Here is a 21,480-nt window from a genome sequence, read left to right on the forward strand (position 1 = left end):
GGGTACTTGTCGAAAAGTATGTGGCTCTTCGACGATGGTGCCATGGCAATCACAGTTCTGGGCACCGGCGCGATGGGTTCCGCGCTGGTCCGCGCGGCACTCGGCGCGGGTCACCGCGTCACCGTGTGGAACCGCACTCCCGACCGTGCCGAGGCACTCGCCGGCGACGGGGCACAGGTGGCGGCGACAGTGGCGGAGGCGGTCGACGGCACCGAGGTGATCGTGGCGTGCCTGTTCGACGTGGCGTCGGTGCGTACGGTGCTGGATCCGGTGGCCGACCGGCTGACCGGCCTGCGCCTGGTGAACCTGACCACGACGTCACCGCAGGGCGCACGCGAACTCGCGGACTGGGCGGCCGGGCACCACGTCGACTACCTCGACGGCGGCATCATGGCCGTGCCCGAGATGATCGGCGCGCCCGGCTCGCTGATCTACTACAGCGGATCGCGCGCACTGTTCGACGACGTCCGTCCGTTGCTGCAGACCTGGGGCGCGGCAGAGTATTTCGGTGACGACGCAGGGTCGGCGTCCCTGCACGACCTCGCGCTGCTGTCCACCATGTACGTGATGTTCGCGGGCTTCTTCCACGGCGCCGCGATGGCGGGCACCGCAGGCATGCCCGCCAAGGAGTTCGCCGGGCGGGCGATCGGGTGGCTGCAGACCGTGCTGCCCGCGCTCGGTGAGTTCGCCGAGGTCATCGACGGCGGTGACTACTCCGTGCCGGGCCAGCAGAGCCTGGACTTCTCCGACATCACCGAGATCATCGACGCCAGCCGCGGCGCAGGCATCAGCACCGAGGTGGTGGACGTGGTGCAGCGACTCATCCACCGGCAGATCGACGCCGGCCACGGCACCGAGGGTTTCGCCCGCGTCATCGAGAGCATCCGGCGGCCCGCCGCATGAGCAGCGTCACCGTTCTCGGGCTCGGGCCGATGGGGCAGGCGCTGACCGGCGCCCTGCTCGACGCCGGTCACCGCGTCACCGTGTGGAACCGCACCGCCTCGAAGGCCGACGGCGTGCTGGCCCGCGGTGCGATGTGGGCGGGCACCCCCGCACTCGCGGTCGCCGCGAGCGATCTCACGCTGGTCAACGTCGTCGACCACGGCGCCACCGATGCGGTGCTCGACATCGCCGGGGACGCCGTCGCCGGCCACACCGTCGTCGGGTTGAGCTCCGACACCCCCGCGGCGGCCCGCGCCACCGCGACGGTGGTGGACAAGCTGGGCGGCCGCTATCTCGACGGCTCGATCATGACGCCGACCGACACCATCGGCACCCGCGACGCGAGCATCCTCTTCGCCGGACCGCGGCCCGAGTACGACGCCCACCGCGACGTGTTGGAGGCGCTCGGCACCACGTCGTGGGTGGGCGCCGAGGTCGGCCGCGCCGCCGCCTACGACATGGCGCTGCTCGACTTCTTCTGGACATCGATCGGCGGTGTGCTGCATGCCTTCTCGGTGGCCGGTGCCAACGGGATCACGCCGCGGGAACTGCTGCCACATGCGAAGGGCATCGTCGCCATCCTGTCGCCGATCGTCGACGAACTCGCCGGACGCGTCGAGGACGACCGGCACGGCGACGTCACCGCCCCGGTGTCTTCACTCGTCGCGTCGCTGGCACATCTGATCTCGGCGTCGCGCGACGCGGGTGTCGACACCGCGGCGCTGGAGGCGTTGCGGCGCCACGCCGACGCGGCGGTCGCCGACGGGTACGGCGGCGACGAGATCAGCCGGGTCGGTGCCTATGTGACGGGCTGATCCGGGCCCGCGGCAGGCGTTTCGGTGGCAGGGTCGTCGCCATGGAGCAGAAGCCGCCGACAGCAGTCATCGAGTCCGCCCACGCGCAGCACCTGACGTCGCTGCCCTTCGACGACACAAGAGATTTCGAGGATGCCGACCGGGGCTTCGTCGCCGCGTTGCAACCCTGCGTGGTCACCGCAGCCGATGGCCGGGTGGTCTGGGACAACGACAGCTACTCGTTCCTCACCGGGGACGCCCCGCCGTCGGTGCATCCGAGCCTGTGGCGGCAGAGCCAACTGGTCGCCAAGCAGGGCCTCTACGAGGTCGTCGAAGGCGTTTACCAGGTGCGCGGCCTCGACCTGTCCAACATCAGCTTCATCGAGGGCGACACCGGCATCATCGTGATCGACCCACTGGTGTCCACCGAGACCGCCGCCGCGGCGCTGGCGCTGTATCGCGCGCACCGGGGAGATCGTGCGGTCAAGGCAGTGATCTATACGCACAGCCACGTCGACCACTTCGGTGGTGTGCTCGGCGTGACCACGCAGGCCGACGTCGACGCAGGCCGGGTCGCCGTGATCGCACCCGAGCACTTCACCGAACACGCTGTGCAGGAGAACGTCTACGCGGGAACGGCGATGGCGCGGCGGGCGGGGTACATGTACGGCGCGGCACTCGACCGCGGACCGCGCGGGCAGGTCGGCTGCGGCCTGGGTCAGACGCCCTCGACCGGTGAGGTGGGCATCATCGTGCCGACCATCGACATCAAGACGACGGGGGAGTCGCACACCGTCGACGGTGTCGAGATCGAGTTCCAGATGGCGCCCGGCACCGAGGCGCCCGCCGAGATGCACTTCTATTTCCCGAGATACCGGGCGCTCTGCATGGCCGAGAACGCCACCCACAACCTGCACAACCTGCTGACGCTGCGCGGTGCGCTGGTGCGCGACCCGCACGGTTGGGCCGGCTACCTGACCGAGGCCATCGACACCTTCGTCGACCGCGCCGACGTGGTGTTCGCCTCGCACCACTGGCCGACGTGGGGCCGCGAGCGCATCGTCGAATACCTCTCGCTGCAACGCGATCTGTACGCCTACCTGCACGACCAGACGCTGCGGCAGCTCAACCAGGGACACACCGGCATCGAGATCGCCGAGACCTTCGAGATGCCGCCCGCGCTGCACCGGGCCTGGCACGCGCACGGCTATTACGGTTCGGTGAGCCACAACGTCAAGGCCGTCTACCAGCGCTACATGGGCTGGTTCGGCGGGAACCCGGGTCGGCTGTGGCAGCATCCGCCCGAGGCGGCGGGGCCCCGCTATGTCGATGCGATCGGCGGTCTCGACCGGCTCGTCGAGATCGCTGCGCAGGCGTTCGACGACGGCGACTACCGTTGGGCGGCAACATTGCTCGATCACGCCATGTTCACCGACCAGACTCACGCAGGAGCGCGCGCCCTCTACGTCGACACCCTGCAGCAGTTGGCGTACGGCTCGGAGAACGGCCCATGGCGCAACTTCTTCCTGGCCGGCGCGACGGAGCTCAGCGACGGCAACTTCGGCACGCCGACCGCGACGGACGCGCCGACCCTGCTGGCCCAGCTGACACCCGAGCAGATCTTCGACAGCCTGGCCATCAACATCAACGGGCCGCGCGCCTGGGACCTCGACCTGACCCTCGACATCACGTTCGCCGACCTCGACGCCGACTACCGGTTGACGCTGCGCAACGGGGTGCTGGTGCACCGCAGGGTCGCCGCCGATCCGGCCACCGCCGCGGTCACGCTGACCGCGCAGACCAAGGGCCGGTTCCTGGCGCTCGCCTCCGGCGACTTCGCGTCGCCCGGACTCGACATCGGCGGTGATGCGGCCGTGCTGCAGCAGCTGGTGAGTGTGCTGGACCGGCCCGACCCCGGCTTTGACATCGTCACGCCGTAGTCAGGGCAGCCCGCCGTCGGCCCGCAGGATCGACCCGGTGGTGAAGCTGGACGCGTCCGACATCAGAAACAGTGCCGCGCCGACGATCTCGGCCGGCTCGCCGGCCCGCTGCAGGGCCAGGTGGCCGAACGGCTGAGCCTCCTGGTCGAGGTCGTCGAGGCCCCACGCCTTGCTGACGTCGGTCAGGAACGGCCCGGCCATCAGCGTGTTGACCCGAACGGTCGGGCCGAAGGCCTTGGCGAGTCCCTCGGTCAGGGTGTTCAGGCCGGCCTTGGCCGCCGCGTAGGGCAGCATGTGCGGGTCCGGGCGCAGCGACCCCGAGGAGCTGACGTTGACGATCACCCCGCCGCCGTCGGCGACCATCCGCTCACCGACCAGCGCCGAGAGCCGGAACGGGCCCTTGACGTTGAGGTTGAACACCGCGTCGTAGAGCTTCTCGGTGACCGACACCAACGAGTCGTAGAGGGGTGACATGCCCGCGTTGTTCACCAGCACGTCGAGCCTGCCGAACCGGCTGTAGACGGCGTCGACGAGGCCGTCGAGTTCTTCCCAGCGGCCGACGTGCACCTGATAGGCCAGCACCCCGCGACCGGTCGCCGCCGCGATCTCCTCGGCCGTCGCCGCACACGACTCCAGGTCGCGACTGGCGATCACCACGTCGGCGCCGCACCGGGCCGCGCCGAACGCGATCTCGCGGCCGAGGCCCCGGCTGCCGCCGGTGACGAGCACCACCCGGCCCGTGAGATCGAACAGTTCGTCGGCGTAACCCATGGCCCCCTATGGTGTCACGGTGCAACTGCTTGTGATCCGACATGCGCTACCGCATCGCAGCGAACCCGGCCAGGGAGCCGACCCCGAACTGTCCGAGGCGGGCGTCGAGCAGGCCGCGCGGCTGCCCGATGCGCTCGAGCGCTTCCCCATCACCCGGCTGGTGAGCAGCCCGCAGCGCCGCGCCGTGCAGACCGCCCAGCCCGTCGCCGACGCACTCGGGCTTCCCATCGACATCGACGACCGGCTGGCCGAGTACGACCGCGACCTGTCGCACTACACGCCGATCGAGGAAGCCTCGCAGGAGGACGTGCAGCGGCTCATCGACGGCCACCTGCCCGGTGGCGTGGACGAGGAGGCGTTCATCGCCCGGGTGCTCGACGGCGTCGCCGACATCGTCGCGGCGGCGAACCACGAGGACACCGTCGCGCTGTTCAGCCACGGCGGCGTCATCAACGCGTTGGTGCACAGCCTCATGGAGACCCGGCGACTGCTCTGCGTGCAGGTCGACTACGCGGGAATCACCCGGCTGTTGTCGTCGCGGGAGGGAAAGCTCGGGGTGGCGTCGGTGAACGGGACCGAACACGTATGGGATCTGCTCCCGAGGAATCTTCGGTGGTAGACAAGTGCCGTGACAACGGATGTTTCCCCTGAGGGTGCCGGCCCACTCGAAGGTCTCGACCTCGACGCGCTGGACCGCCATCTGCGAAGCGAAGGCATCGCCCGCACCGGTGAGCTGCGGGGCGAGCTCATCGCAGGCGGCCGGTCGAACCTGACCTTCCTGGTCTTCGACGACGCCTCCAAGTGGGTGCTGCGCCGCCCGCCGCTGCACGGCCTCACCCCGTCGGCGCACGACATGGCCCGCGAGTACCGGGTGGTCGCCGCGCTCGCCGACACCCCGGTGCCGGTGGCCCGCGCCGTCACCATGCGCAACGACGACTCCGTGCTGGGCGCGCCGTTCCAGATGGTCGAGCACGTCGAGGGCCGCGTGGTGCGCACCGCCGCCGAACTCGAGGCGCTCGGCGACCGGGAGATGCTGGACTGGTGTGTCACGGCGCTGATCCAGGCGCTGGCCGACCTGCACGCGGTCGACCCCGCGGCGGTCGGGCTGTCCGACTTCGGCAAGCCCGACGGCTACCTCGAACGCCAGGTCCGGCGGTGGGGTTCGCAGTGGGAGCTGGTCCGCCACGACGACGATCCCCGTGACGCCGACGTCGCCCGGCTGCATCAGGCGCTCGGCGCGGCGGTGCCGGCACAGAGCCGGGTGTCGATCGTGCACGGCGACTTCCGGATCGACAACACGATTCTCGACGCCACCGATGCCACCACCGTGTGCGCGGTGCTGGACTGGGAGATGTCCACCCTGGGCGATCCGCTCAGCGACGCCGCGCTGATGTGCGTCTACCGCCACCCGACGTTCAACTACGTGCACAACGAGGCGGCGTGGGCGTCGCCACTGCTGCCGACGGCCGACGAGATGGCCGAGCGGTACGCGACGATCTCGGGTCAGCCGCTGGCGAACTGGAGCTTCTACATGGGGCTGGCGTACTTCAAGCTGGCGATCATCGCCGCGGGCATCGACTACCGCTCCCGAATGGGCGCGGCGGGCCCCGACAACGTCGGCGAGGCGGTCGCCCCGCTGATCACCGCCGGTCTCGAGGCGCTGACCACCGAGGGCTGGTGATCAGCGCCGGGCGGCCTTGAGATTGCGTTTGGCCGCCTTGCGCAGCTGGAAGAGGCGCACCGTGCCGACGGCGACGGTCAGCAGCCCACCGCACACCGCGGCGCCGAGGATCGCGACGCCCAGTGGCAGGCTCCAGCTCCAGCCGAGGAACGCGAACTGCGCCGACTCGGTGTTCTGCGCGATGAAGATCAGCAGCACGATCAGGATCAGCAGGCCGATGATCACCGCCGACCACAGCGCGGCCGCGCGAGTGAACTTCACTTCCTTCACGTCCGCGTCCGCCGCGGGCTGGTGTGGCAGCGGTTGGAGGTCACCCGGGCTCGGGGGACCGGGGTTCGGCGGGCCGAGAGGTGCGGGTGTCGACCCCGTCGGCGCCCCGTAGGGATCGGTGCTCATAGGCTCATCATTGCCCCTTCGCTGGGTTTGCGAAACCATCGGCACCTGCCGTAATCGTCGCGTCATCGGCGCTGTTCGCCGGGCATGGCGCCGGCCGCGGGGTCCTGCTCACGGTGCACCAAAGCCCGGCAGCACCGCCCGCATGCCGCTAGGGTCCTGACGAGCGCAGGCCCCCAAGGCTCCGGAGAGGACGTTCGCCATGTCGAGAACGCGTAGCCGGCTGGCGGTGGCCGCAGGCCGCGCGGCCGTGGTGGTGCTCGCGGTCGTGCTCACCGCATGCGGCAGTTCGAACCCGCTCGGCGGCGGCGCGGTGTCGGGCGACCTGAAGACGATCGCGGTGGGCTCCGCCGACTTCACCGAGAGCAAGATCCTCGCCGAGATCTACGCGCAGGTGCTGGAGACCAACGGCTTCACGGTGCGCAAACAGATGGGCATCGGCAGCCGCGAGGTCTACATCCCTGCGGTGCAAGATCATTCGATCGACCTGATTCCCGAGTACACCGGCAATCTGCTGCAGTACTTCGACAAGGAGGCCGAGGTCACCACACCCGACGCGGTGGTGCTCGGCCTGCTGCGGGCGCTGCCCGGCGACCTGTCGATCCTCAACCCGGCGCCCGCCGAGGACAAGGACACCGTCGCGGTCTCCGAGGCCACCGCCCAGCGGTGGAATCTCAAGACGATCGCCGACCTGGCCACGCATTCACCGGAGGTGAAGATGGGCGGCCCGTCTGAGTGGCAGACCCGCAAGGAGGGGCTGCCCGGCCTCGACGCGAAGTACGGGCTGAAGATCGCGCCCGGCAACTTCTTGTCGATCAACGACGGCGGCGGCCCGGCGACCGTGCGCGCGCTGACCGACGGGACCGTCACCGCCGCCAACATCTTCAGCACCTCGCCGGCGATCGAGCAGAACAACCTCGTCGTGCTCGAGGATCCGAAGAACAACTTCCTGGCCGCCAACGTGGTGCCGCTGGTGGCCTCGCAGAAGATGTCCAACGACCTCAAGACCGTGCTGGACGCGGTCAGCGCCAAGCTCACCACGAAGGGGCTCATCGAACTCAACGGCTCGGTGGAGGGCAACCGGGGGGTCGATCCCGACGAGGCGGCCGAGAAGTGGTTGAGCGACAACGGCTTCGACCAGCCGATCGGGAAGTAGGCGAATGATCACCTTCACGAACGTCACCAAGCGCTACCCCGACGGCACGGTCGCGGTCGACGACCTGACGCTGGAGGTGCCGGCGGGCACGCTCACCGTCTTCGTCGGGCCGTCCGGCTGCGGCAAGACGACGTCGATGCGGATGATCAACCGGATGATCGATCCCACCTCGGGCACGTTGACCGTGGACGGCGAGGACGTCACCAAGGTCGACGCGGTCAAGCTGCGGCTGGGCATCGGTTACGTCATCCAGAGCGCGGGCCTGATGCCGCACCTGCGCGTCGTCGACAACATCGCCACGGTGCCGGTGCTGCGCGGCGAGTCGCGGCGCAGCGCCCGCAAGGCGGCGCTGGGCGTGATGGAACGCGTCGGGCTGGACCCCAAGCTGGCGGACCGGTACCCGGCGCAGCTCTCCGGCGGTCAGCAGCAGCGCGTCGGCGTGGCCCGCGCGCTGGCGGCCGACCCGCCGATCCTGTTGATGGACGAGCCGTTCTCGGCGGTCGATCCGGTGGTGCGCGAGGATCTGCAGGCCGAGATCCTGCGGCTGCAGAGCGAACTGCGCAAGACCATCGTGTTCGTCACCCACGACATCGACGAGGCGGTCAAGCTCGGCGACAAGGTGGCGGTGTTCGGCCGCGGCGGCGTGCTTCAGCAGTACGCCGACCCCTCCTTCGTGCTGTCCAACCCGGCCAACGAGTTGGTGTCCGGGTTCGTCGGCGCCGACCGCGGCTACCGCGGCCTGCAGTTCTTCCAGTCCAGCGGGCTGCCGCTGCACGACATAAGGCACGTCGCCGAGGCCGAGATCGACGGCCTGGACCTCGGCCGGGACGAGTGGGTGCTCGTCACCCACGCCGACGGCAAACCGTATGCCTGGATGAACGCCGAGGGCGTCGAACTGCACCGCAAGGGCAACGACCTCTACGACTGCACGATCGGCGGCGGTTCCTTCTACCGCCCGGACGGCACGCTGCGGCTCGCGCTGGACGCGGCGCTGTCGTCGCCGTCGGGGCTCGGCGTGGCGGTCGACGCGGACGGCCAGCTGCTGGGCGGCGTCCGCGCCGACGACGTGCTGGCGGCGCTGAGGGAACAGCGGCGCGTCCCGGAGCTGGGCTGACGCGTGCGCTACCTGATCACCCACCTCGACGACCTGTGGGCCCTGACGATCATTCACCTGCGGCTCTCGCTGATCCCGATCGTGCTGGGCCTGGTGATCGCGGTGCCGCTGGGGGCGGTGGTGCAGCGCACGACGGCGCTGCGCCGGCTGACGACCGTCACGGCCAGCATCATCTTCACCATCCCGTCGCTGGCGCTGTTCGTGGTGCTGCCGCTGCTCATCCCGACGCGGATCCTCGACGAGGCCAACGTGATCGTGGCGCTGACGCTGTACACCGTCGCGCTGCTGGTGCGCGCGGTGCCCGAGGCGCTGGACGCCGTGTCGCCCGCGGTGCTCGACGCCGCCACCGCCGTCGGTTACAAGCCGCTGAGCCGGATGCTCAAGGTCGAGCTGCCGCTCGCGGTCCCGGTGCTCGTCGCGAGCCTGCGGGTGGTGGCGGTGACGAACATCTCGATGGTCTCGGTCGGATCGGTGATCGGCATCGGCGGACTCGGCACCTGGTTCACGGAGGGCTATCAGGCCAACAAGAGTGACCAGATCATCGCGGGCATCATCGCGATCTTCGTGCTGGCGCTCGTCGTCGACACCCTGATCATGCTCGCGGGCCGCGCGCTCACGCCGTGGACGAGGGCGAACCGGGCACCGCGCGTGGCGCGGCCGGCGACGGGTGCGGCGGCATGAATTTCCTGCAGGAGGCGCTCGCCTTCATCTTCACCGCCGCGAACTGGTCGGGCGCCGACGGCCTGACCGCACGGATCGTCGAGCACCTCGAGTACACCGCGGTCGCGGTGGTGTTCTCCGCACTGATCGCCGTTCCGGTGGGCATGCTGATCGGCCACACCGGCCGCGGCACCTTCCTGGTGGTCTCCGGCGTCAACGCGCTGCGCGCGCTGCCCACACTCGGTGTGCTGCTGCTCGGCGTGCTGCTGTGGGGGCTGGGCCTGGTGCCGCCGACGGTCGCGCTGATGCTGCTGGGCATCCCGCCGCTGCTGGCGGGCACCTACTCCGGCATCGCGAACGTCGATCGCACGGTGGTGGACGCGGCGCGGTCGATGGGGATGACCGAGCGGCAGGTGCTGCTGCGCGTGGAGACCCCGAATGCGCTGCCGCTGATCCTGGGCGGGCTGCGCACCGCGACGCTGCAGATCGTGGCGACCGCGACGGTGGCGGCCTATGCCAGCCTCGGCGGCCTCGGCCGCTACCTGATCGACGGCATCAAGGTGCGCGAGTTCTACCTGGCACTGGTCGGCGCGCTGATGGTGACGGCGCTGGCGCTGATCCTCGACGCCCTGCTGGCGTTCGCGGTGTGGGCGTCGGTTCCGGGCAGCGGGCGGCTCGGGAGTGGCCGGCGCCGGATGCCCCAGCCGTTCCTCGGCGACGAGATCGATCTGGAGTCGCGGCCGTCCGGTTACGCAGGGGCACGCCCTTCGCCTACGGTAGAGAGGTGAGTGAAGCAGACCGCTCTGAGCAGACGGCGAACGCCTGGCCTGCCGTGCTGACGTGGCGAGCACACGACGTCCCGCGGATGGAGTCCGTCCGCGTGCAGCTCTCGGGTAACCGCATCAAGGCCTACGGCCGGATCGTCGCTGCCGCCACGGATTCCCATCCGGCGTTCTCCGCGTCCTACGACCTGGTCACCGACGACCGGGGCGGTACCAAGCGGCTGTCGCTGACGGTCACCCTCGCCGAGCGGGATCGGCAGCTGTCGATCGCGCGCGACGAAGAGAACATGTGGCTGATCCAGGACCACCAGAACCAGACGAAGCGGGCTGCCTACGACGGCGCGCTCGACGTCGACGTGATCTTCAGCCCGTTCTTCAACGCGTTGCCGATCCGGCGCACCGGCCTGCACCAGGGCGCCGACTCGATCGTGGTGCCCGTGGTCTATGTGCGGCTGCCCGAGCTGTCGGTGGAGTCGGCGTCGATCAGCTACAGCAGCGACGGCCCGGGCGACATCAAGCTGCACTCGCCGGCCGCCGAGACGACGGTGAGCGTCGACTCCGAGGGCTTCATCCTCGACTATCCCGGACTCGCAGAGCGGATCTGATCACCCCGCCGGCACGTCCGGCGGCGGCCAACTCCTCGCGCCAGTCGTCCCCGCCGATCGTGGTGGCGACGATCTCCGGCCGGCTGAAGCTGTCGTAGCGCATCCGGGCCGCGTGCCCCGCCTCCACCAGTTCCGCCGTCGACGCGTGCGACGCCAGGGCATCGCGGGCAGCCGTGAGCTGGTCGATGGTGCGGTCCAGAGCGGGCAGCAGCTGGTCGGCGTTGGCCTCGCACATCGCCCGCACCAGGTCCGGCGCGGTGGCCGCCACCCGGGTGCCGTCCCGGAACGATCCGGCGGCCAGCGCGAAGGCCAGCGGCACCTCGCCCGCAGTGACGGCCAGCGCCTCGGCCAACAGATGCGGCAGGTGGGAGATGGCCGCCGCGGCGGCGTCGTGCTCGTCGGAGCGGGCGGGCACGATCACCGCGTGGCAGGCCAGCGCGAGGTCCATCACCAGCGCCCAGACGTCGGGGTCGACGTGGTCGTCCACGCTGATCACCCACGGGGCGCCGACGAAGAGCCGGGCGTCGCCCGCGGTCCAGCCGGAGTGCGCGGTGCCGGTCATCGGATGGCCCCCGACGAACTTCGCGGTCAACCCGAATCCGTCGACCTCCCGCAGCACCGCGCCCTTGACGCTGATGACGTCGGTCAGCGGGCAGTCCGGGGCGACGTCGCGGATGTGGCCGAGCATGATCGGCAGCGCGGGCATCGGCACCGCCAGCACGATCAGCGCGCCGCTGGCTGCTGCCCGGGCCAGCACCCCGTCGAGGTCCTCGCCGGCGTCGAAACCGTCGAACCGCGCGGCCGCGACGGACTCCACCGACCGGTTGTAGCCGAACACCTCGCCTCCGGCGGCGGCGACGGCACGCATCACCGAACCGCCGATCAGGCCGAGACCCAGCACGCACACGGGGACAGTTGTCACCGTTCCAGGTTGGCATACCGCGCGGGGCGGGCAGGGGCGGGCTCGGCCGGGCGTTTCTGGTCAAAGTCCCTGGTCGGCGACTAGCGTAGGCCGACATGGGAGCACAGCGGGCACCGGCGCAGAACCAGGCTGTCGACGCGCCCGACGGCTTCGGGGTGGCCGTCGTCCGCGAAGACGGCAAGTGGCGCTGCACGGCGATGCGGCGGGCGGCGCTGCGCAGCCTGTCGGCGGCCGAGACGGAGCTGCGCGAGTTGCGCAGCGCGGGTGCGGTGTTCGGGCTGCTCGACGTCGACGACGAGTTCTTCGTGATCGTCCGGCCTGCGCCTGCGGGTACCCGCCTGCTGTTGTCCGACGCCACGGCCGCGCTCGACTACGACATCGCGGCCGAGGTGCTCGAGGAGCTGGACGCCGACATCAGTGCCGAGGACCTCGACGACGCCGACCCGTTCTCCGAAGGCGACGTCGGGCTGCTGTCCGACGTCGGCCTGGCCGGCGCGGTGCTCGGCGTGATCCTCGACGAGACCGATCTCTATGCCGACGAGCAGCTCGGCCGCATCGCCCGGGAGATGGGGTTCGCCGACGAGCTGTCGGCCGTGCTCGACCGTCTCGATCGGTGAGCTCCGACGAGCAGCTGATCCGCGCGGCCCTCTCCGCGGCAGCCATGGCGGGGCCGCGCGACGTGCCGATCGGTGCGGTGGTGGTGGCCGCCGACGGCACCGAGCTGGCCCGCGCCGCCAACGCCCGTGAGGAGCTCGGCGATCCGACCGCGCACGCGGAGATCCTGGCCCTTCGGGCGGCGGCGGCCCGCGGCGCCGACGGCTGGCGGCTCGAGGGCGCCACGCTGGCGGTGACCGTCGAGCCGTGCACGATGTGCGCGGGCGCGCTGGTGCTGGCGCGGGTGGGGCGGCTGGTGTTCGGGGCGTGGGAGCCCAAGACCGGCGCGGTGGGGTCGCTGTGGGACGTGGTGCGCGATCGCAGGCTCAATCACCGGCCGCAGGTGCGCGGCGGCGTGCTCGCCGACGAGTGCGCGGCGCCGCTGGAGGCGTTCTTCGCGAAACAGCGGTAGCGCGATTAGGGCCGTCCGGTGAGCTTCGGTAAGCTGCCACACGGTGGCGTGTCCGAGCGGCCTAAGGAGCACGCCTCGAAAGCGTGTGACGGGTAACCCCCGTCCGAGGGTTCAAATCCCTCCGCCACCGCCACAAGCCCTCCTCCTGATCATGCAGGTGGAGCGGCTATGCCCCGGTCGGGTCGATGGTGTGCATCGCTGCTTGCCCACAGCTTGCTCACATCTTCCGGTGACTACCGGGCGTGAAAAGCAGCTCCGACAGCATCCACATCGTCGTCGTAGAGGTTCGCGTAGGTGTCCAGGGTCACCTTGGCCACAAAGCCCGTTCGCCCCTCTGGCCCTCAGCCGATTGACGATGTCCGAGTCGAAGAGCTGCTGGGAGTGGTTGATCTGGATGGGCGTTATGTACTCGACAAGCTTCGGGAGGGTCGCCTCTTCGCAACCGGCGTCGGAGAGCGCGAGGTCGAAGTCTGCGGGGGATGCATGATCAGTCAGCTGATCCGGGTCAGCTTGAACGGTAAGGAAATCAGCACGGGTCTGTTGATTCCGCACGCGCCGCTGGGGCCGGTGGTTTCGTCGAGGCCGGCGAAGAGGTCGTATTGACTGTTGTCGACCTGTCCGGTTTCGCCAGAGACAGGGTAGAAGCGGTAGTGCTGTAGCCCATCGGCGGCCGTTCCGTCGGGGCAGGGTAGCCACCGCGGCACGGTGTGCCTGATGTTCCACAGACCCGACGTCTTGTATATCACTGCGCTCCAGCCTTGATCGCTGCTGACCTGTCCGGTGCAATCGGTCGGGTTGGTGCAGGTGCTGGTGATGATCCAGGTCGCTGTCACTGTTTCTTGGGCGTAGTACATTTCGTTGCCCTTTGCCCAGTCGCCGTTGGACTGAGCGCGGAATGTGCCGTTGAGGGCCCCTTCCAGTTCCGAGGTATCGGCGGTCGCCGGCGAGCTGATGGCAACGAAGGTGGCGGCGGCCACGACGCACGTCGTGATGGCTGTCTTCATGGCGGTTCCTGGATGTGAGGGGGTGGGCTGTGGCCGCTCGGCGCGAGTCAATGCGGCAGCAGATCGGTCCACGTTGATGGGGTTGGTGTGCCACCGAGATCGGCTTGGGTGTACAAAGCGCCGTCAGCGCCCAGATAGTTGCCTGTGCGCGGGTTGTACTGCGCAACAGCGAAACCGGGTGGTTGTTGCCCTGGTTGGTAGGCGCTGGGCGCGACCGTGGGGGCTGTGCCCGGTGCTACCTCAGGGAGCGGCGGCAGCTGCGGCGGCGGCGGAACTCCCGCCGGAGTGTCGGCGGGAACGCCTCCTGGTGGCGGCGGCGTGCCGGTGGTGGGGCCGAAAATGTTGTCGTCTCTGGAGACTCGTGAGTCGGGCGGTATGCCCTGGGCGATGAGGTTGGGGTCGAACGGGTAGGGACCTAGGATGTGGGGGCGCGCGGACAGTGGTTGGAAGCCGTTGGGGTCGTTGCACAGCTGCACGGTCGGCGCGCGTTTGCCGGGGTGGGCGATGCACGGGTAGTTGCGGGCGCCGCGAACCGTGGTCGGGGAGTCCTGGGGCAGCTTGCAGTACAGCCCGTCGGGGGTGTCGATGTCGCTGAGGTCGGCCGGGGAGCGCCATTGAGAGGGCGGCAGGAAGCCGACGGTGCACGGATTGGGGTCGCCTGCGGTGATCGCGAATTCACCGCCGGTGGGTATTCCGGTGGCGTTGTTGCGGGGCATCGCGGCTTGGACAGTGGACACAAACGGCGGTAGCAGCACCAGGACCTGCTCCAGAGAGGGGTTGTAGGTGACCGCGATCTGCCCGATGGTGGTGAGGTTGGCCAGCAGGACTGGCAGGGTGGGTTTGATCTGGCTCAGCAGTGCTGAGATTTCGTCGGCGGCCGCCGGTCCCTGGCTGAGCAGGGCGCGAATGTGCGGGTCGTTGTCGACCAACTGAGTGGTGACGCCGGCCAGGCTGCGGCTCCAGGTGCGCAGTGCGTCGGAGCTGGCGTCCTGTGCGTCCAGCAGCGGAGCGCTGTCATCGATGAGCGCCTGGGTGCGGTCGGCGACTGTGTTGAGGTCGCCGGTCAGTCGCGATGTCGAGTCGGCCAGTGAACCGAGGTCGAAACCGGCGCCGTTGAGGCCGGTGAATGTCTCGTCGAGGAGGGCTTTGAGTTTTTCTTTCGGGATGCTGCTGAGTAGGGCGCTGGTTTGGTCGAGCAGGGGCCCGACTTGTTGGGGCACAGTGGTGTCGGTCATGGCGACGACCGAGCCTTCGCGAAGGTAGGGCGGCGCGTCGGTGTGGGGTACCAGGTCGACGTATTGTTCTCCGATCGCGGAGATGCTGTGCACTTCGGCGGTGAGGGCGGCGGGGATCTCGACCGAGGTGTTCAGCGTCAGTTGGGCTTTGGTGTGGGTGGGGGGTCCGGGATCAAGGAGGACGGCGCTGACCTTGCCGACTTGCACCCCGCGGTAGGTGACGTTGGCGAAGCGGTACAGTCCGCCGCTGTTGGGCAGTTCGACGGTGACGCTCATCCGGCCGATGCCCAGCATGGTCGGCAGTTGCAGATAGTTGACCAGCATCACCGAGACGCCGACGACAGAGGCGATGGTGAAGATCACGAGCTGGATGCGGACGAAGCGCGGAAGCATCAGTTCCCGCCCCCAGTCGGTAGCGGCGGCGTCGGCGCTTCGGCCGGCAGCGAGGGCGGCCCGGTCTCTGGCGCCGTCGGCGAGCCGGCCGACGGAGGTCCGGCGGGGGCCGGTGTGCCTGGCGGCGCCGTCGGCACGGTCTTGGTCAGGGGGGCGTTGAGCGGGTCGTAGGTGTATTGAAGGTAGTACGGGTCACCGGGAGCCGGAATCAAGTCGGCGTCGATATCTTCGAACCGGGTGCCGCGGAAGATGGTGCGCTTCAGCCTCGGGTAGGTCAGATCGACGACGGCGTAGAGGTTCAGGTAGTCGCCACGCACTCCTCGGTCGATCACGTTCTGGGGGAAGGGGAATGTCGGTGCCAGGGCTAGCGCGGCGTCGAGCTTGGGGCCGACGTCGGCGAGCGCCTTGAGGGTGGGTTGCAGATTGCGCAGATTCGCCAAGAGGTCGGCTTGGCTGTCGTTGATCAACCGGGTGGTGATGTCGCTGAACTTGCCGAGTTTGGTCAGCGCCTCGGTCAGTTTGGGCCGTTCGCGGTCGAGCACCTCGAGTGCGGGTGGGATGTCGCGCAACGCGTCGGTGAGGGTGTTGGTTTGTCCGGCCAGGATGCCGGCGAGGCGGTCGAGGTTGTCGATGGTGGCGGCGAGGTTGTCGCGCTGACTGTCCATGGCGCCGATGAAGGTGTCGAGTCGGGTCAGCGCGCCACGGATCTGCTCCTCGCGGCCCTGCAGGATGGCATTGGTATTACTGATGATGTCGCCGATCTGGCCGACACCGCCGGAGTTGATCAGCACTGACAGCGTAGAAAAGGTTTGTTCGGTCGAAGGGTAGGTCGACGCGCGGTTGAGTCCGAGCGTGGAGCCAGGCGCCAGCCGTCCGGTGGGTGTTTGGCCGGCGGGGGGGTCCAGTGCGAGGTGCATCGAGCCGAGAAGGCTGGTTTGACCCACCGTGGCGACGGCGTTGGCGGGGACGATGACGTCGGGTTGCAGTGAGACGTCGACGTTGGCGTGCCAGTTATCAACTGTCATCGATGCGATGCTGCCGACGATGACATCGGCGATGAGCACGGGAGCGTTGGGTTCGAGGGTTCCCACGTTCTTGATCTGAATGTGAAAGACGGCGGCGTCATGACCGCGGCCGACGGCGCCGGGCAGCGGCAGGGAATTGACTCCCTGGAAGGCGCAGCCGGAGGCGGCGAGCGTAATGGCCGCGAAAAGGCACAGGAGGCGACGTGAACTGCGGATGAGGGTCATGAGTGTGGCTCGGGGACGGCCGCCGGAGTTTGCGGGGAGGGGATTTCTGCGGGAAGCAGCGGCGGCGTGGCGCCCTGCGCGGGCTCGGGTGTTGTGCTGGGCAACAGCAAGGTTGGCAGCGGCGGCGCCGCCGGTGCGGGGTAGGCCGACAGTGCGGGTGGCTGCCTAGGTGCGGTGGGGGCGGGTCCTGATCCGCCCGGGGCGAGTTTGGGATCGGTGTAAATGATGTTGTCGCGGCTGTAGGCGGGAGCCAGGAACGGGTTGATCGGGAATGGCAGCCCGTTGAAGTTGAGCAGGTCCAGGCCGGGCCCGAGGTATTGGGCGCATAGCTTGGCGGTCTCGGGGGCGGTGATGTTCTCCACGGCACCGATGGCCCCGCAGATGAACTGGACGGGGTTGGAGAAATTGGTCAGTACGAAGGAGCCGTTGACATCTCCGGAGTCGGGGTTCCAGATGTTGTAGGCGTTGGCGACCGCGTTGGGGGCGATGTGCAGTACGTTCTCCAGATCGGTGCGGTGATCGACAAGGTTCTGGGTGACGTTCGCGAGGCGTTGGATTTGTTCGGAGGTCTGGTTGCGGCTCCCGGCGATGAACCTCTGCACATCGGTGATCGCCGAGGACAGGTGGGTCACCGCGGCGTCGAGATCGGAGCGGCTCTCGTCGAGCACACTGGTCAAGGTGGCGAATCGGTCCTGGAATTGCACGATTTGGGTGTTGCTGTCGCGCAGTGCGGTGACGAAGGTCTGCAGATTGGTGATGATGTCGACGATGTCGCCGCTACCGTCGGCCAGTACCCGCGCCACACCGGAGAGCTGGGCGATGACGTCGCGAAGCCTGCCGCCGTTACCGTCCAGTGCGGCCGCGGCACTGTCGATGAACCGCGAAATGGACGGCGGCGCATCAGCGCGGGGTCCGAGGTCGGTGGCCAGTCGCATCAATTGGTCTTTGACTTGATCCCACTCCACGGGTACGGCGGTGCGTTGCAGCGGGATCTGGGCGCCATCAGCCATGAGCGGACCATCGCCGGGCTCGTAGGCCGGGGTCAGTTCGACGTAGCGGGCCGCGACCAGGTTCTGTGACACGATGACCGCCTTGGCATCAGCGGGCACAGGAACGCCCCGGTCCAGCTTCAGCGTCATCCTGGCGCGGGTGCCTTCGGAGTCGATCGCGTCGATACGCCCGACTGTTACCCCGGCGATCTGGACGGTGTCACCGGGATAGATCGCGATGGCCTTGGTGAAGTACGCGGTGATGGTGGTGGGCCCCAAGAACGTTTGGCGAACCAACAGCGTGACCCCGCCGGCGAGAGCGACCGCCAGCGTGAGGGCTGCGATGGTGACAAGTCGGCGTCTGGTCATCGTGGCGGCAGATCTCCGGGCTGGGGAATCCCGTTATAGGGGAACGGGATTTCAGCGCGTGGTCCGGCGTTGTCGGGGGGTTGGCCGTTGTTGGTGCCGCGGCGGAAACCGAACGCGTAGTCGAGGAAGGGCTGCAGGACTTCCGGTAGCGCCAGGTTGGGGATGTAGGCGTTGTAGTAGTATCCGTTGGCGACCGTCTCTCCTTGCGTCACTTGGTATTTCGCCAGTCCGGGTAGTGCTTTGGCGATGTTGTCGCGGTTCTCTTCCAGCATGGCCGTCACTGAGTTGAGCTTTTCCAGGGCGGGTGCCAGCTGCTCTTCGTTGTCGGCGACCAGTCCGGACACTTGTTGGGCGACCACGGAGGTGTTGGCCAGCAGGTCGACAATGGCCTGACGGCGTTCGGCGAGCACCTCGATGAGATAGTTGGCGTTGAGGATCAGCGCGTTGAGTTGACCGCTGCGTTTGGCGAGCACATCGGTGACGGTGCTGGTGTGGCGCAGCAATTCGGCCAGGGTCTCATCGCGGCTGTTGATCGAGCGGGACAACCGCGACACCGCATCGAAAGCCGGCCCGATCTGGGGTGCGATCTGGTCGAGGGTGGCGCTGAGGGTGTCCAGGGACTGGTTGAGCGCGGCGGTGTCGGTGCCGGCGGCGTTGGTGGTGAGCTCACCCACGGCGTCGGTCAACGAGTACGGCGATCCGGTGCGTGACAACGGGATCACCGCGTTGGGCCGCATCGTGGTGGAGCCGGAGGACTCCAGTGTCAGGACGCGTTGCCCCAGTAGGGAGCCGGTGCGGATGTGGGCGGTGGTTGCCGATCCCAGTGCAACTGTGCTGTCCACGGTGAACGTCACCATCGCTTTGCCTGCCTGCAGCACAACGTCGGATACCGTTCCGACCTTGACTCCCGATACTTTGACGTCGTTGCCGATGACCAGTCCGCCGACGTGTGCGAACATCGCCTGATAGCGCACGCTGGTAGCCCAGGTGATGATGCGTTCGGGGTTGAGCCCGACCGCGATCACCATGATGATCAACGTGACGCCGATGAATCCTGCACGGATGAGACGTGTGCCCCGGTATTTCAACATCAGGGTTCTGCGCACCTTCCCGTGTCCTGCTTGATCCACGGGAACACCACAGTGCGTCCTTGAAGATCACTGGCGCGGAAGCTGACTGCGCAGATGTAGTAGTTGATGAAGCTGCCGTAGGCACCCAGCCGCACCAATTTGCGGTAGTTGTTGGGCGCCTTCTGCAGAGCGGTGTCGAGGAGTTCTTTGTCCTCATCAAGCAGCGGCGCGAGCCGGTTGAGCTCATCAACGGTGCCCTTGAGCGGAGGACGGGCCTGGGTGAGCAGATCAGCCACCGACGCCGTACCGGTTTCGAGGGCCTCGATGGCGGTACCGATCGGATCGCGGTCAGCGGACAGACTTTCGACGAGCTTGTGCAGTCGGTCGATGCTCTCCGAGAAGCGAGGACCGTCATCGGCTAGCGTCGCGGCGACGGTGTTGAGGTTGTCGATGAGCCGCTCGACGGCTTCGTGGCGATCGGCGATCGCGGTGGAGAACGACGAGGTCTTCGACAAAATGGACTCCAAGGTGCCGCCTTGGCCCTGAAAGATCTGGATGAGCGACGAAGTCAATGCATTGACGTCTTGGGGGTTCAGTCCGCGGATGACCGGCTTGAGCCCACCCAGCAGCACATCGAGATCCAGAGCAGGCTCGGTCCGCTCGCGCGGAATCTGCGCCCCGGCAGCCAGCAGCTGGCTGGCCCCTGGAGCGTCGACCAATTCGAGGTAGCGGTCACCGACGAGGTTGAGGTAGCGCACGGCCACCTTGGTGCCGCTAGTCAGCACCACCTTACGATCGGCGTCAAAGTTGACAACCACGGTCTTGTCTGACTGCAACGCAATTTTCGACACGGTGCCCATACGGATGCCCGAAACACGCACGCTGTCACCTGTTTTCAAACTCGATACGTCGGTGAACACCGCCGAATAGCTGTTGGTGGAGCCGCTGCGGAACTGGCTGAACGTGAGAAACAGCGCGGCAGTGAGCACCACCATCACCACGGCGAACGCGCCGACCTTGACCATGGTCCATCCGGATCGGTTCATCCGGGTTGCCCGATCTGGGCGGTGTTACGGGGTGGACCGTCAATGGGGCCGAAGAGCAGCTGTTTGAGCCCGTCGGAATTGAGCACGATACCTTCGTTGCCGTATTGCGTAGGGTCGGCACCGATATCGGCCAAAACGAACTTGGGCTTGAACCCCGATGGCATATCCGGTAGGCCGATGTCGCCGCAGTGAGGACCGCCGGTCGCAGCGACCTTGGGCAGGTTCGACGGATACCGGTAACGGTCCATGCCGAACGAGAAGCCCAAGCTGGCCACCACACCGGGAGCCGGGGAGGGCGGGCTTTCGGTAATTGGAATGAAACCTGCTAACGCACAATAGATCCCCTCGTGGTAGCGGCTGGTCAGATCGGTTGTCGGCACCAACAGATCGAGCACGTCGGTCAGCGGCTGACGATTAGCACCCAGCACGTCGGTTCCCACATCCGCCAATCCGATCGTCGACATCAGCACCGCGTCCAGGTCCTGTTGGCGCTCGACGAGAGTGGAACTCAATCGGGTGGTATTGGCGACTGTGGTCAGTAGATCCGGGGCGGCGTCGGCGAGTGCGCCGAATACGGGAGCAGCTGTGGCGATGTCGTGTTCGAGGGTGGGTAGGCTTGGTTCCAGTCGGGCCAGGAAGGCGTCGAGGTCGGCGAACGCCTGACCGATTTTCTGTCCTCGCCCGGAAAGAGCCGTGGAGATCGCCTCGAGGGTCGCGTTGAGTTCGCCCGGCTCGATCGAGGACAGCAACAAGGTCAACTTTTCGAACAGCGTGTTGATTTCGACGGTCACTTGCTGAGCCGCTAGCACCTGCCCGCTGCGCAGCGAACGAGTCGACGGGTCAGGCGGCAACACCAGCTGGACGTACTTGGCGCCGAACACCGTCGTGGAGGCGATGTCGACGACCACGTTCTCCGGGATCAGCTTCAACTGCCCGGGGTCTATAGCCAGGTGCAGCGCCGCTTGGCCGTCGGGGCGCGATTCGATCGAGGTGACCCGACCCACCTCGACGCCGAGCAGCTTGACCTTGGCATCGGGATCCATCACCAATCCTGCGCGCGAGGACAGCACCGTGACGGGCTCGGAGGCGATGAAGTCCCCACGGAACATCGCCACACACAGCGTGACGATCGCGGCCAGACACACCGTGGTGATCAACCCTGCCAGAGGTTTCACCGCCGCCGGCGAAACCAGCGCTGACCTGCGAGACGACTTATGCGCGGACACAGTTCAGGCCGAGCCTTGAGCACCGGTTTGTCGCACCGTGGTCACCACCGGCCCAGCTTGAATTTCTCGAGC

General features: G+C 67.9%; 22 protein-coding genes and 1 tRNA gene. 13 read left to right on the forward strand and 10 right to left on the reverse strand.

Going from position 1 to position 21,480, the window contains the following annotated elements; translation table 11 throughout:
• Window positions 1-72 precede the first annotated feature (72 nt).
• The 3 genes from AB0K11_RS23875 to AB0K11_RS23885 are packed head-to-tail and all read left to right on the forward strand — an operon-like array spanning window position 73 to window position 3,676.
• Entirely contained in the window at window positions 73-903 is an 831-nt protein-coding gene (locus AB0K11_RS23875; RefSeq protein ID WP_364983164.1) for an NAD(P)-binding domain-containing protein, read from the forward strand.
• Window positions 900-1,757 (forward strand): NAD(P)-binding domain-containing protein, encoded by an 858-nt coding sequence (locus AB0K11_RS23880; protein WP_364982829.1) that lies wholly within the window; start codon window positions 900-902, stop codon window positions 1,755-1,757. The genes AB0K11_RS23875 and AB0K11_RS23880 overlap by 4 nt, the downstream gene beginning before the upstream one ends.
• Before the next feature lie 41 nt (window positions 1,758-1,798).
• Window positions 1,799-3,676 carry an alkyl sulfatase dimerization domain-containing protein gene (locus AB0K11_RS23885; RefSeq protein WP_364982832.1) on the forward strand — a complete coding sequence of 626 codons (1,878 nt, stop codon included), beginning with the start codon at window positions 1,799-1,801 and terminating at the stop codon, window positions 3,674-3,676.
• Here AB0K11_RS23885 and AB0K11_RS23890 read toward each other — a convergent pair whose 3' ends face one another.
• Window positions 3,677-4,447 carry a glucose 1-dehydrogenase gene (locus tag AB0K11_RS23890; protein ID WP_364982835.1) on the reverse strand — a complete coding sequence of 257 codons (771 nt, stop codon included), beginning with the start codon at window positions 4,445-4,447 and terminating at the stop codon, window positions 3,677-3,679.
• Window positions 4,448-4,466: 19 nt separating this feature from the next.
• Between AB0K11_RS23890 and AB0K11_RS23895 the strand changes: the two genes are divergently transcribed.
• On the forward strand, window positions 4,467-5,066 hold the full coding sequence (locus AB0K11_RS23895) for a histidine phosphatase family protein (RefSeq protein ID WP_364982838.1): 600 nt from the start codon (window positions 4,467-4,469) through the stop codon (window positions 5,064-5,066).
• Between the two features lie 9 nt (window positions 5,067-5,075).
• Entirely contained in the window at window positions 5,076-6,128 is a 1,053-nt protein-coding gene (locus AB0K11_RS23900; protein ID WP_364982841.1) for a phosphotransferase family protein, read from the forward strand.
• On the opposite strand, the gene AB0K11_RS23905 is transcribed toward AB0K11_RS23900, so the two are convergent.
• Window positions 6,129-6,524: a lipopolysaccharide assembly protein LapA domain-containing protein gene (locus AB0K11_RS23905; protein WP_364982844.1), complete on the reverse strand. Its 396-nt coding sequence runs from the start codon at window positions 6,522-6,524 to the stop codon at window positions 6,129-6,131. It lies immediately after the preceding gene.
• 199 nt (window positions 6,525-6,723) lie between these two features.
• Between AB0K11_RS23905 and AB0K11_RS23910 the strand changes: the two genes are divergently transcribed.
• Genes AB0K11_RS23910 through AB0K11_RS23930 form a run of 5 tightly spaced genes read left to right on the forward strand, consistent with a single transcriptional unit; the run spans window position 6,724 to window position 10,838 of the window.
• A complete protein-coding gene (locus AB0K11_RS23910; RefSeq protein WP_364982846.1) occupies window positions 6,724-7,677 on the forward strand; it encodes an ABC transporter substrate-binding protein in 954 nt (317 codons plus the stop codon).
• 4 nt (window positions 7,678-7,681) lie between these two features.
• Entirely contained in the window at window positions 7,682-8,791 is a 1,110-nt protein-coding gene (locus tag AB0K11_RS23915) for an ATP-binding cassette domain-containing protein (protein ID WP_364982849.1), read from the forward strand.
• Between the two features lie 3 nt (window positions 8,792-8,794).
• A complete protein-coding gene (locus AB0K11_RS23920) occupies window positions 8,795-9,472 on the forward strand; it encodes an ABC transporter permease (RefSeq protein WP_364982851.1) in 678 nt (225 codons plus the stop codon).
• Window positions 9,469-10,239, forward strand: a complete 771-nt coding sequence (locus AB0K11_RS23925) for an ABC transporter permease (protein WP_364982855.1) — start codon at window positions 9,469-9,471, stop codon at window positions 10,237-10,239. The genes AB0K11_RS23920 and AB0K11_RS23925 overlap by 4 nt, the downstream gene beginning before the upstream one ends.
• Window positions 10,236-10,838 carry a putative glycolipid-binding domain-containing protein gene (locus tag AB0K11_RS23930; RefSeq protein ID WP_364982858.1) on the forward strand — a complete coding sequence of 201 codons (603 nt, stop codon included), beginning with the start codon at window positions 10,236-10,238 and terminating at the stop codon, window positions 10,836-10,838. The genes AB0K11_RS23925 and AB0K11_RS23930 overlap by 4 nt, the downstream gene beginning before the upstream one ends.
• Here AB0K11_RS23930 and AB0K11_RS23935 read toward each other — a convergent pair.
• The gene (locus AB0K11_RS23935) at window positions 10,801-11,745 is read right to left on the reverse strand and encodes a prephenate dehydrogenase (protein ID WP_364983167.1); all 945 of its coding nucleotides are present in this window, start codon (window positions 11,743-11,745) and stop codon (window positions 10,801-10,803) included. The two genes, AB0K11_RS23930 and AB0K11_RS23935, sit on opposite strands and share 38 nt — an antisense overlap.
• A 110-nt stretch (window positions 11,746-11,855) precedes the next feature.
• Here AB0K11_RS23935 and AB0K11_RS23940 point away from each other — a divergent pair, with 110 nt between their 5' ends.
• From AB0K11_RS23940 to AB0K11_RS23950, 3 genes are all read left to right on the forward strand, one after another.
• Window positions 11,856-12,377 (forward strand): tRNA adenosine deaminase-associated protein, encoded by a 522-nt coding sequence (locus tag AB0K11_RS23940; RefSeq protein WP_364982861.1) that lies wholly within the window; start codon window positions 11,856-11,858, stop codon window positions 12,375-12,377.
• Window positions 12,374-12,826: a nucleoside deaminase gene (locus AB0K11_RS23945; RefSeq protein ID WP_364982864.1), complete on the forward strand. Its 453-nt coding sequence runs from the start codon at window positions 12,374-12,376 to the stop codon at window positions 12,824-12,826. Before AB0K11_RS23940 ends, AB0K11_RS23945 begins: the two co-directional genes overlap by 4 nt.
• A 42-nt stretch (window positions 12,827-12,868) precedes the next feature.
• Window positions 12,869-12,959 (forward strand) — tRNA-Ser (locus tag AB0K11_RS23950).
• A 358-nt stretch (window positions 12,960-13,317) separates the two neighbouring features.
• On the opposite strand, the gene AB0K11_RS23955 is transcribed toward AB0K11_RS23950, so the two are convergent.
• From AB0K11_RS23955 to AB0K11_RS23985, 7 genes are read right to left on the reverse strand one after another with little or no spacing between them, the layout of a single operon-like run.
• Complete coding sequence (locus AB0K11_RS23955) at window positions 13,318-13,830, reverse strand: hypothetical protein (RefSeq protein ID WP_302913425.1); 513 nt, start codon at window positions 13,828-13,830, stop codon at window positions 13,318-13,320.
• Window positions 13,831-13,877: 47 nt separating this feature from the next.
• Complete coding sequence (locus AB0K11_RS23960) at window positions 13,878-15,458, reverse strand: MlaD family protein (RefSeq protein WP_364982868.1); 1,581 nt, start codon at window positions 15,456-15,458, stop codon at window positions 13,878-13,880.
• Window positions 15,458-16,708, reverse strand: a complete 1,251-nt coding sequence (locus AB0K11_RS23965; protein ID WP_364982871.1) for an MCE family protein — start codon at window positions 16,706-16,708, stop codon at window positions 15,458-15,460. The genes AB0K11_RS23960 and AB0K11_RS23965 overlap by 1 nt, the downstream gene beginning before the upstream one ends.
• Entirely contained in the window at window positions 16,705-18,066 is a 1,362-nt protein-coding gene (locus AB0K11_RS23970; RefSeq protein ID WP_364982874.1) for an MCE family protein, read from the reverse strand. The genes AB0K11_RS23965 and AB0K11_RS23970 overlap by 4 nt, the downstream gene beginning before the upstream one ends.
• A complete protein-coding gene (locus AB0K11_RS23975) occupies window positions 18,063-19,157 on the reverse strand; it encodes an MCE family protein (RefSeq protein ID WP_364982877.1) in 1,095 nt (364 codons plus the stop codon). Before AB0K11_RS23975 ends, AB0K11_RS23970 begins: the two co-directional genes overlap by 4 nt.
• Window positions 19,157-20,182: an MCE family protein gene (locus AB0K11_RS23980; protein WP_364982880.1), complete on the reverse strand. Its 1,026-nt coding sequence runs from the start codon at window positions 20,180-20,182 to the stop codon at window positions 19,157-19,159. The genes AB0K11_RS23975 and AB0K11_RS23980 overlap by 1 nt, the downstream gene beginning before the upstream one ends.
• Window positions 20,179-21,339: an MCE family protein gene (locus AB0K11_RS23985; protein ID WP_364982883.1), complete on the reverse strand. Its 1,161-nt coding sequence runs from the start codon at window positions 21,337-21,339 to the stop codon at window positions 20,179-20,181. The genes AB0K11_RS23980 and AB0K11_RS23985 overlap by 4 nt, the downstream gene beginning before the upstream one ends.
• Window positions 21,340-21,480 lie beyond the last annotated feature (141 nt).

It is taken from the genome of Mycobacterium sp. NPDC050551, assembly GCF_040674075.1.
Taxonomy (GTDB): Bacteria; Actinomycetota; Actinomycetes; order Mycobacteriales; family Mycobacteriaceae; genus Mycobacterium.

What these genes read in the sequence shown, in the direction of transcription:
- AB0K11_RS23875 (WP_364983164.1), top strand. Translation starts at nt 73, where the DNA reads ATGGGTTCCGCGCTGGTCCGCGCGGCACTCGGCGCGGGTCACCGCGTC.
- AB0K11_RS23880 (WP_364982829.1), top strand. Translation starts at nt 900, where the DNA reads ATGAGCAGCGTCACCGTTCTCGGGCTCGGGCCGATGGGGCAGGCGCTG.
- AB0K11_RS23885 (WP_364982832.1), top strand. Translation starts at nt 1,799, where the DNA reads ATGGAGCAGAAGCCGCCGACAGCAGTCATCGAGTCCGCCCACGCGCAG.
- AB0K11_RS23890 (WP_364982835.1), bottom strand. Translation starts at nt 4,447, where the DNA reads ATGGGTTACGCCGACGAACTGTTCGATCTCACGGGCCGGGTGGTGCTC.
- AB0K11_RS23905 (WP_364982844.1), bottom strand. Translation starts at nt 6,524, where the DNA reads ATGAGCACCGATCCCTACGGGGCGCCGACGGGGTCGACACCCGCACCT.
- AB0K11_RS23910 (WP_364982846.1), top strand. Translation starts at nt 6,724, where the DNA reads ATGTCGAGAACGCGTAGCCGGCTGGCGGTGGCCGCAGGCCGCGCGGCC.
- AB0K11_RS23915 (WP_364982849.1), top strand. Translation starts at nt 7,682, where the DNA reads ATGATCACCTTCACGAACGTCACCAAGCGCTACCCCGACGGCACGGTC.
- AB0K11_RS23925 (WP_364982855.1), top strand. Translation starts at nt 9,469, where the DNA reads ATGAATTTCCTGCAGGAGGCGCTCGCCTTCATCTTCACCGCCGCGAAC.
- AB0K11_RS23940 (WP_364982861.1), top strand. Translation starts at nt 11,856, where the DNA reads ATGGGAGCACAGCGGGCACCGGCGCAGAACCAGGCTGTCGACGCGCCC.
- AB0K11_RS23955 (WP_302913425.1), bottom strand. Translation starts at nt 13,830, where the DNA reads ATGAAGACAGCCATCACGACGTGCGTCGTGGCCGCCGCCACCTTCGTT.
- AB0K11_RS23960 (WP_364982868.1), bottom strand. Translation starts at nt 15,458, where the DNA reads ATGCTTCCGCGCTTCGTCCGCATCCAGCTCGTGATCTTCACCATCGCC.
- AB0K11_RS23965 (WP_364982871.1), bottom strand. Translation starts at nt 16,708, where the DNA reads ATGACCCTCATCCGCAGTTCACGTCGCCTCCTGTGCCTTTTCGCGGCC.
- AB0K11_RS23970 (WP_364982874.1), bottom strand. Translation starts at nt 18,066, where the DNA reads ATGACCAGACGCCGACTTGTCACCATCGCAGCCCTCACGCTGGCGGTC.
- AB0K11_RS23975 (WP_364982877.1), bottom strand. Translation starts at nt 19,157, where the DNA reads ATGTTGAAATACCGGGGCACACGTCTCATCCGTGCAGGATTCATCGGC.
- AB0K11_RS23980 (WP_364982880.1), bottom strand. Translation starts at nt 20,182, where the DNA reads ATGAACCGATCCGGATGGACCATGGTCAAGGTCGGCGCGTTCGCCGTG.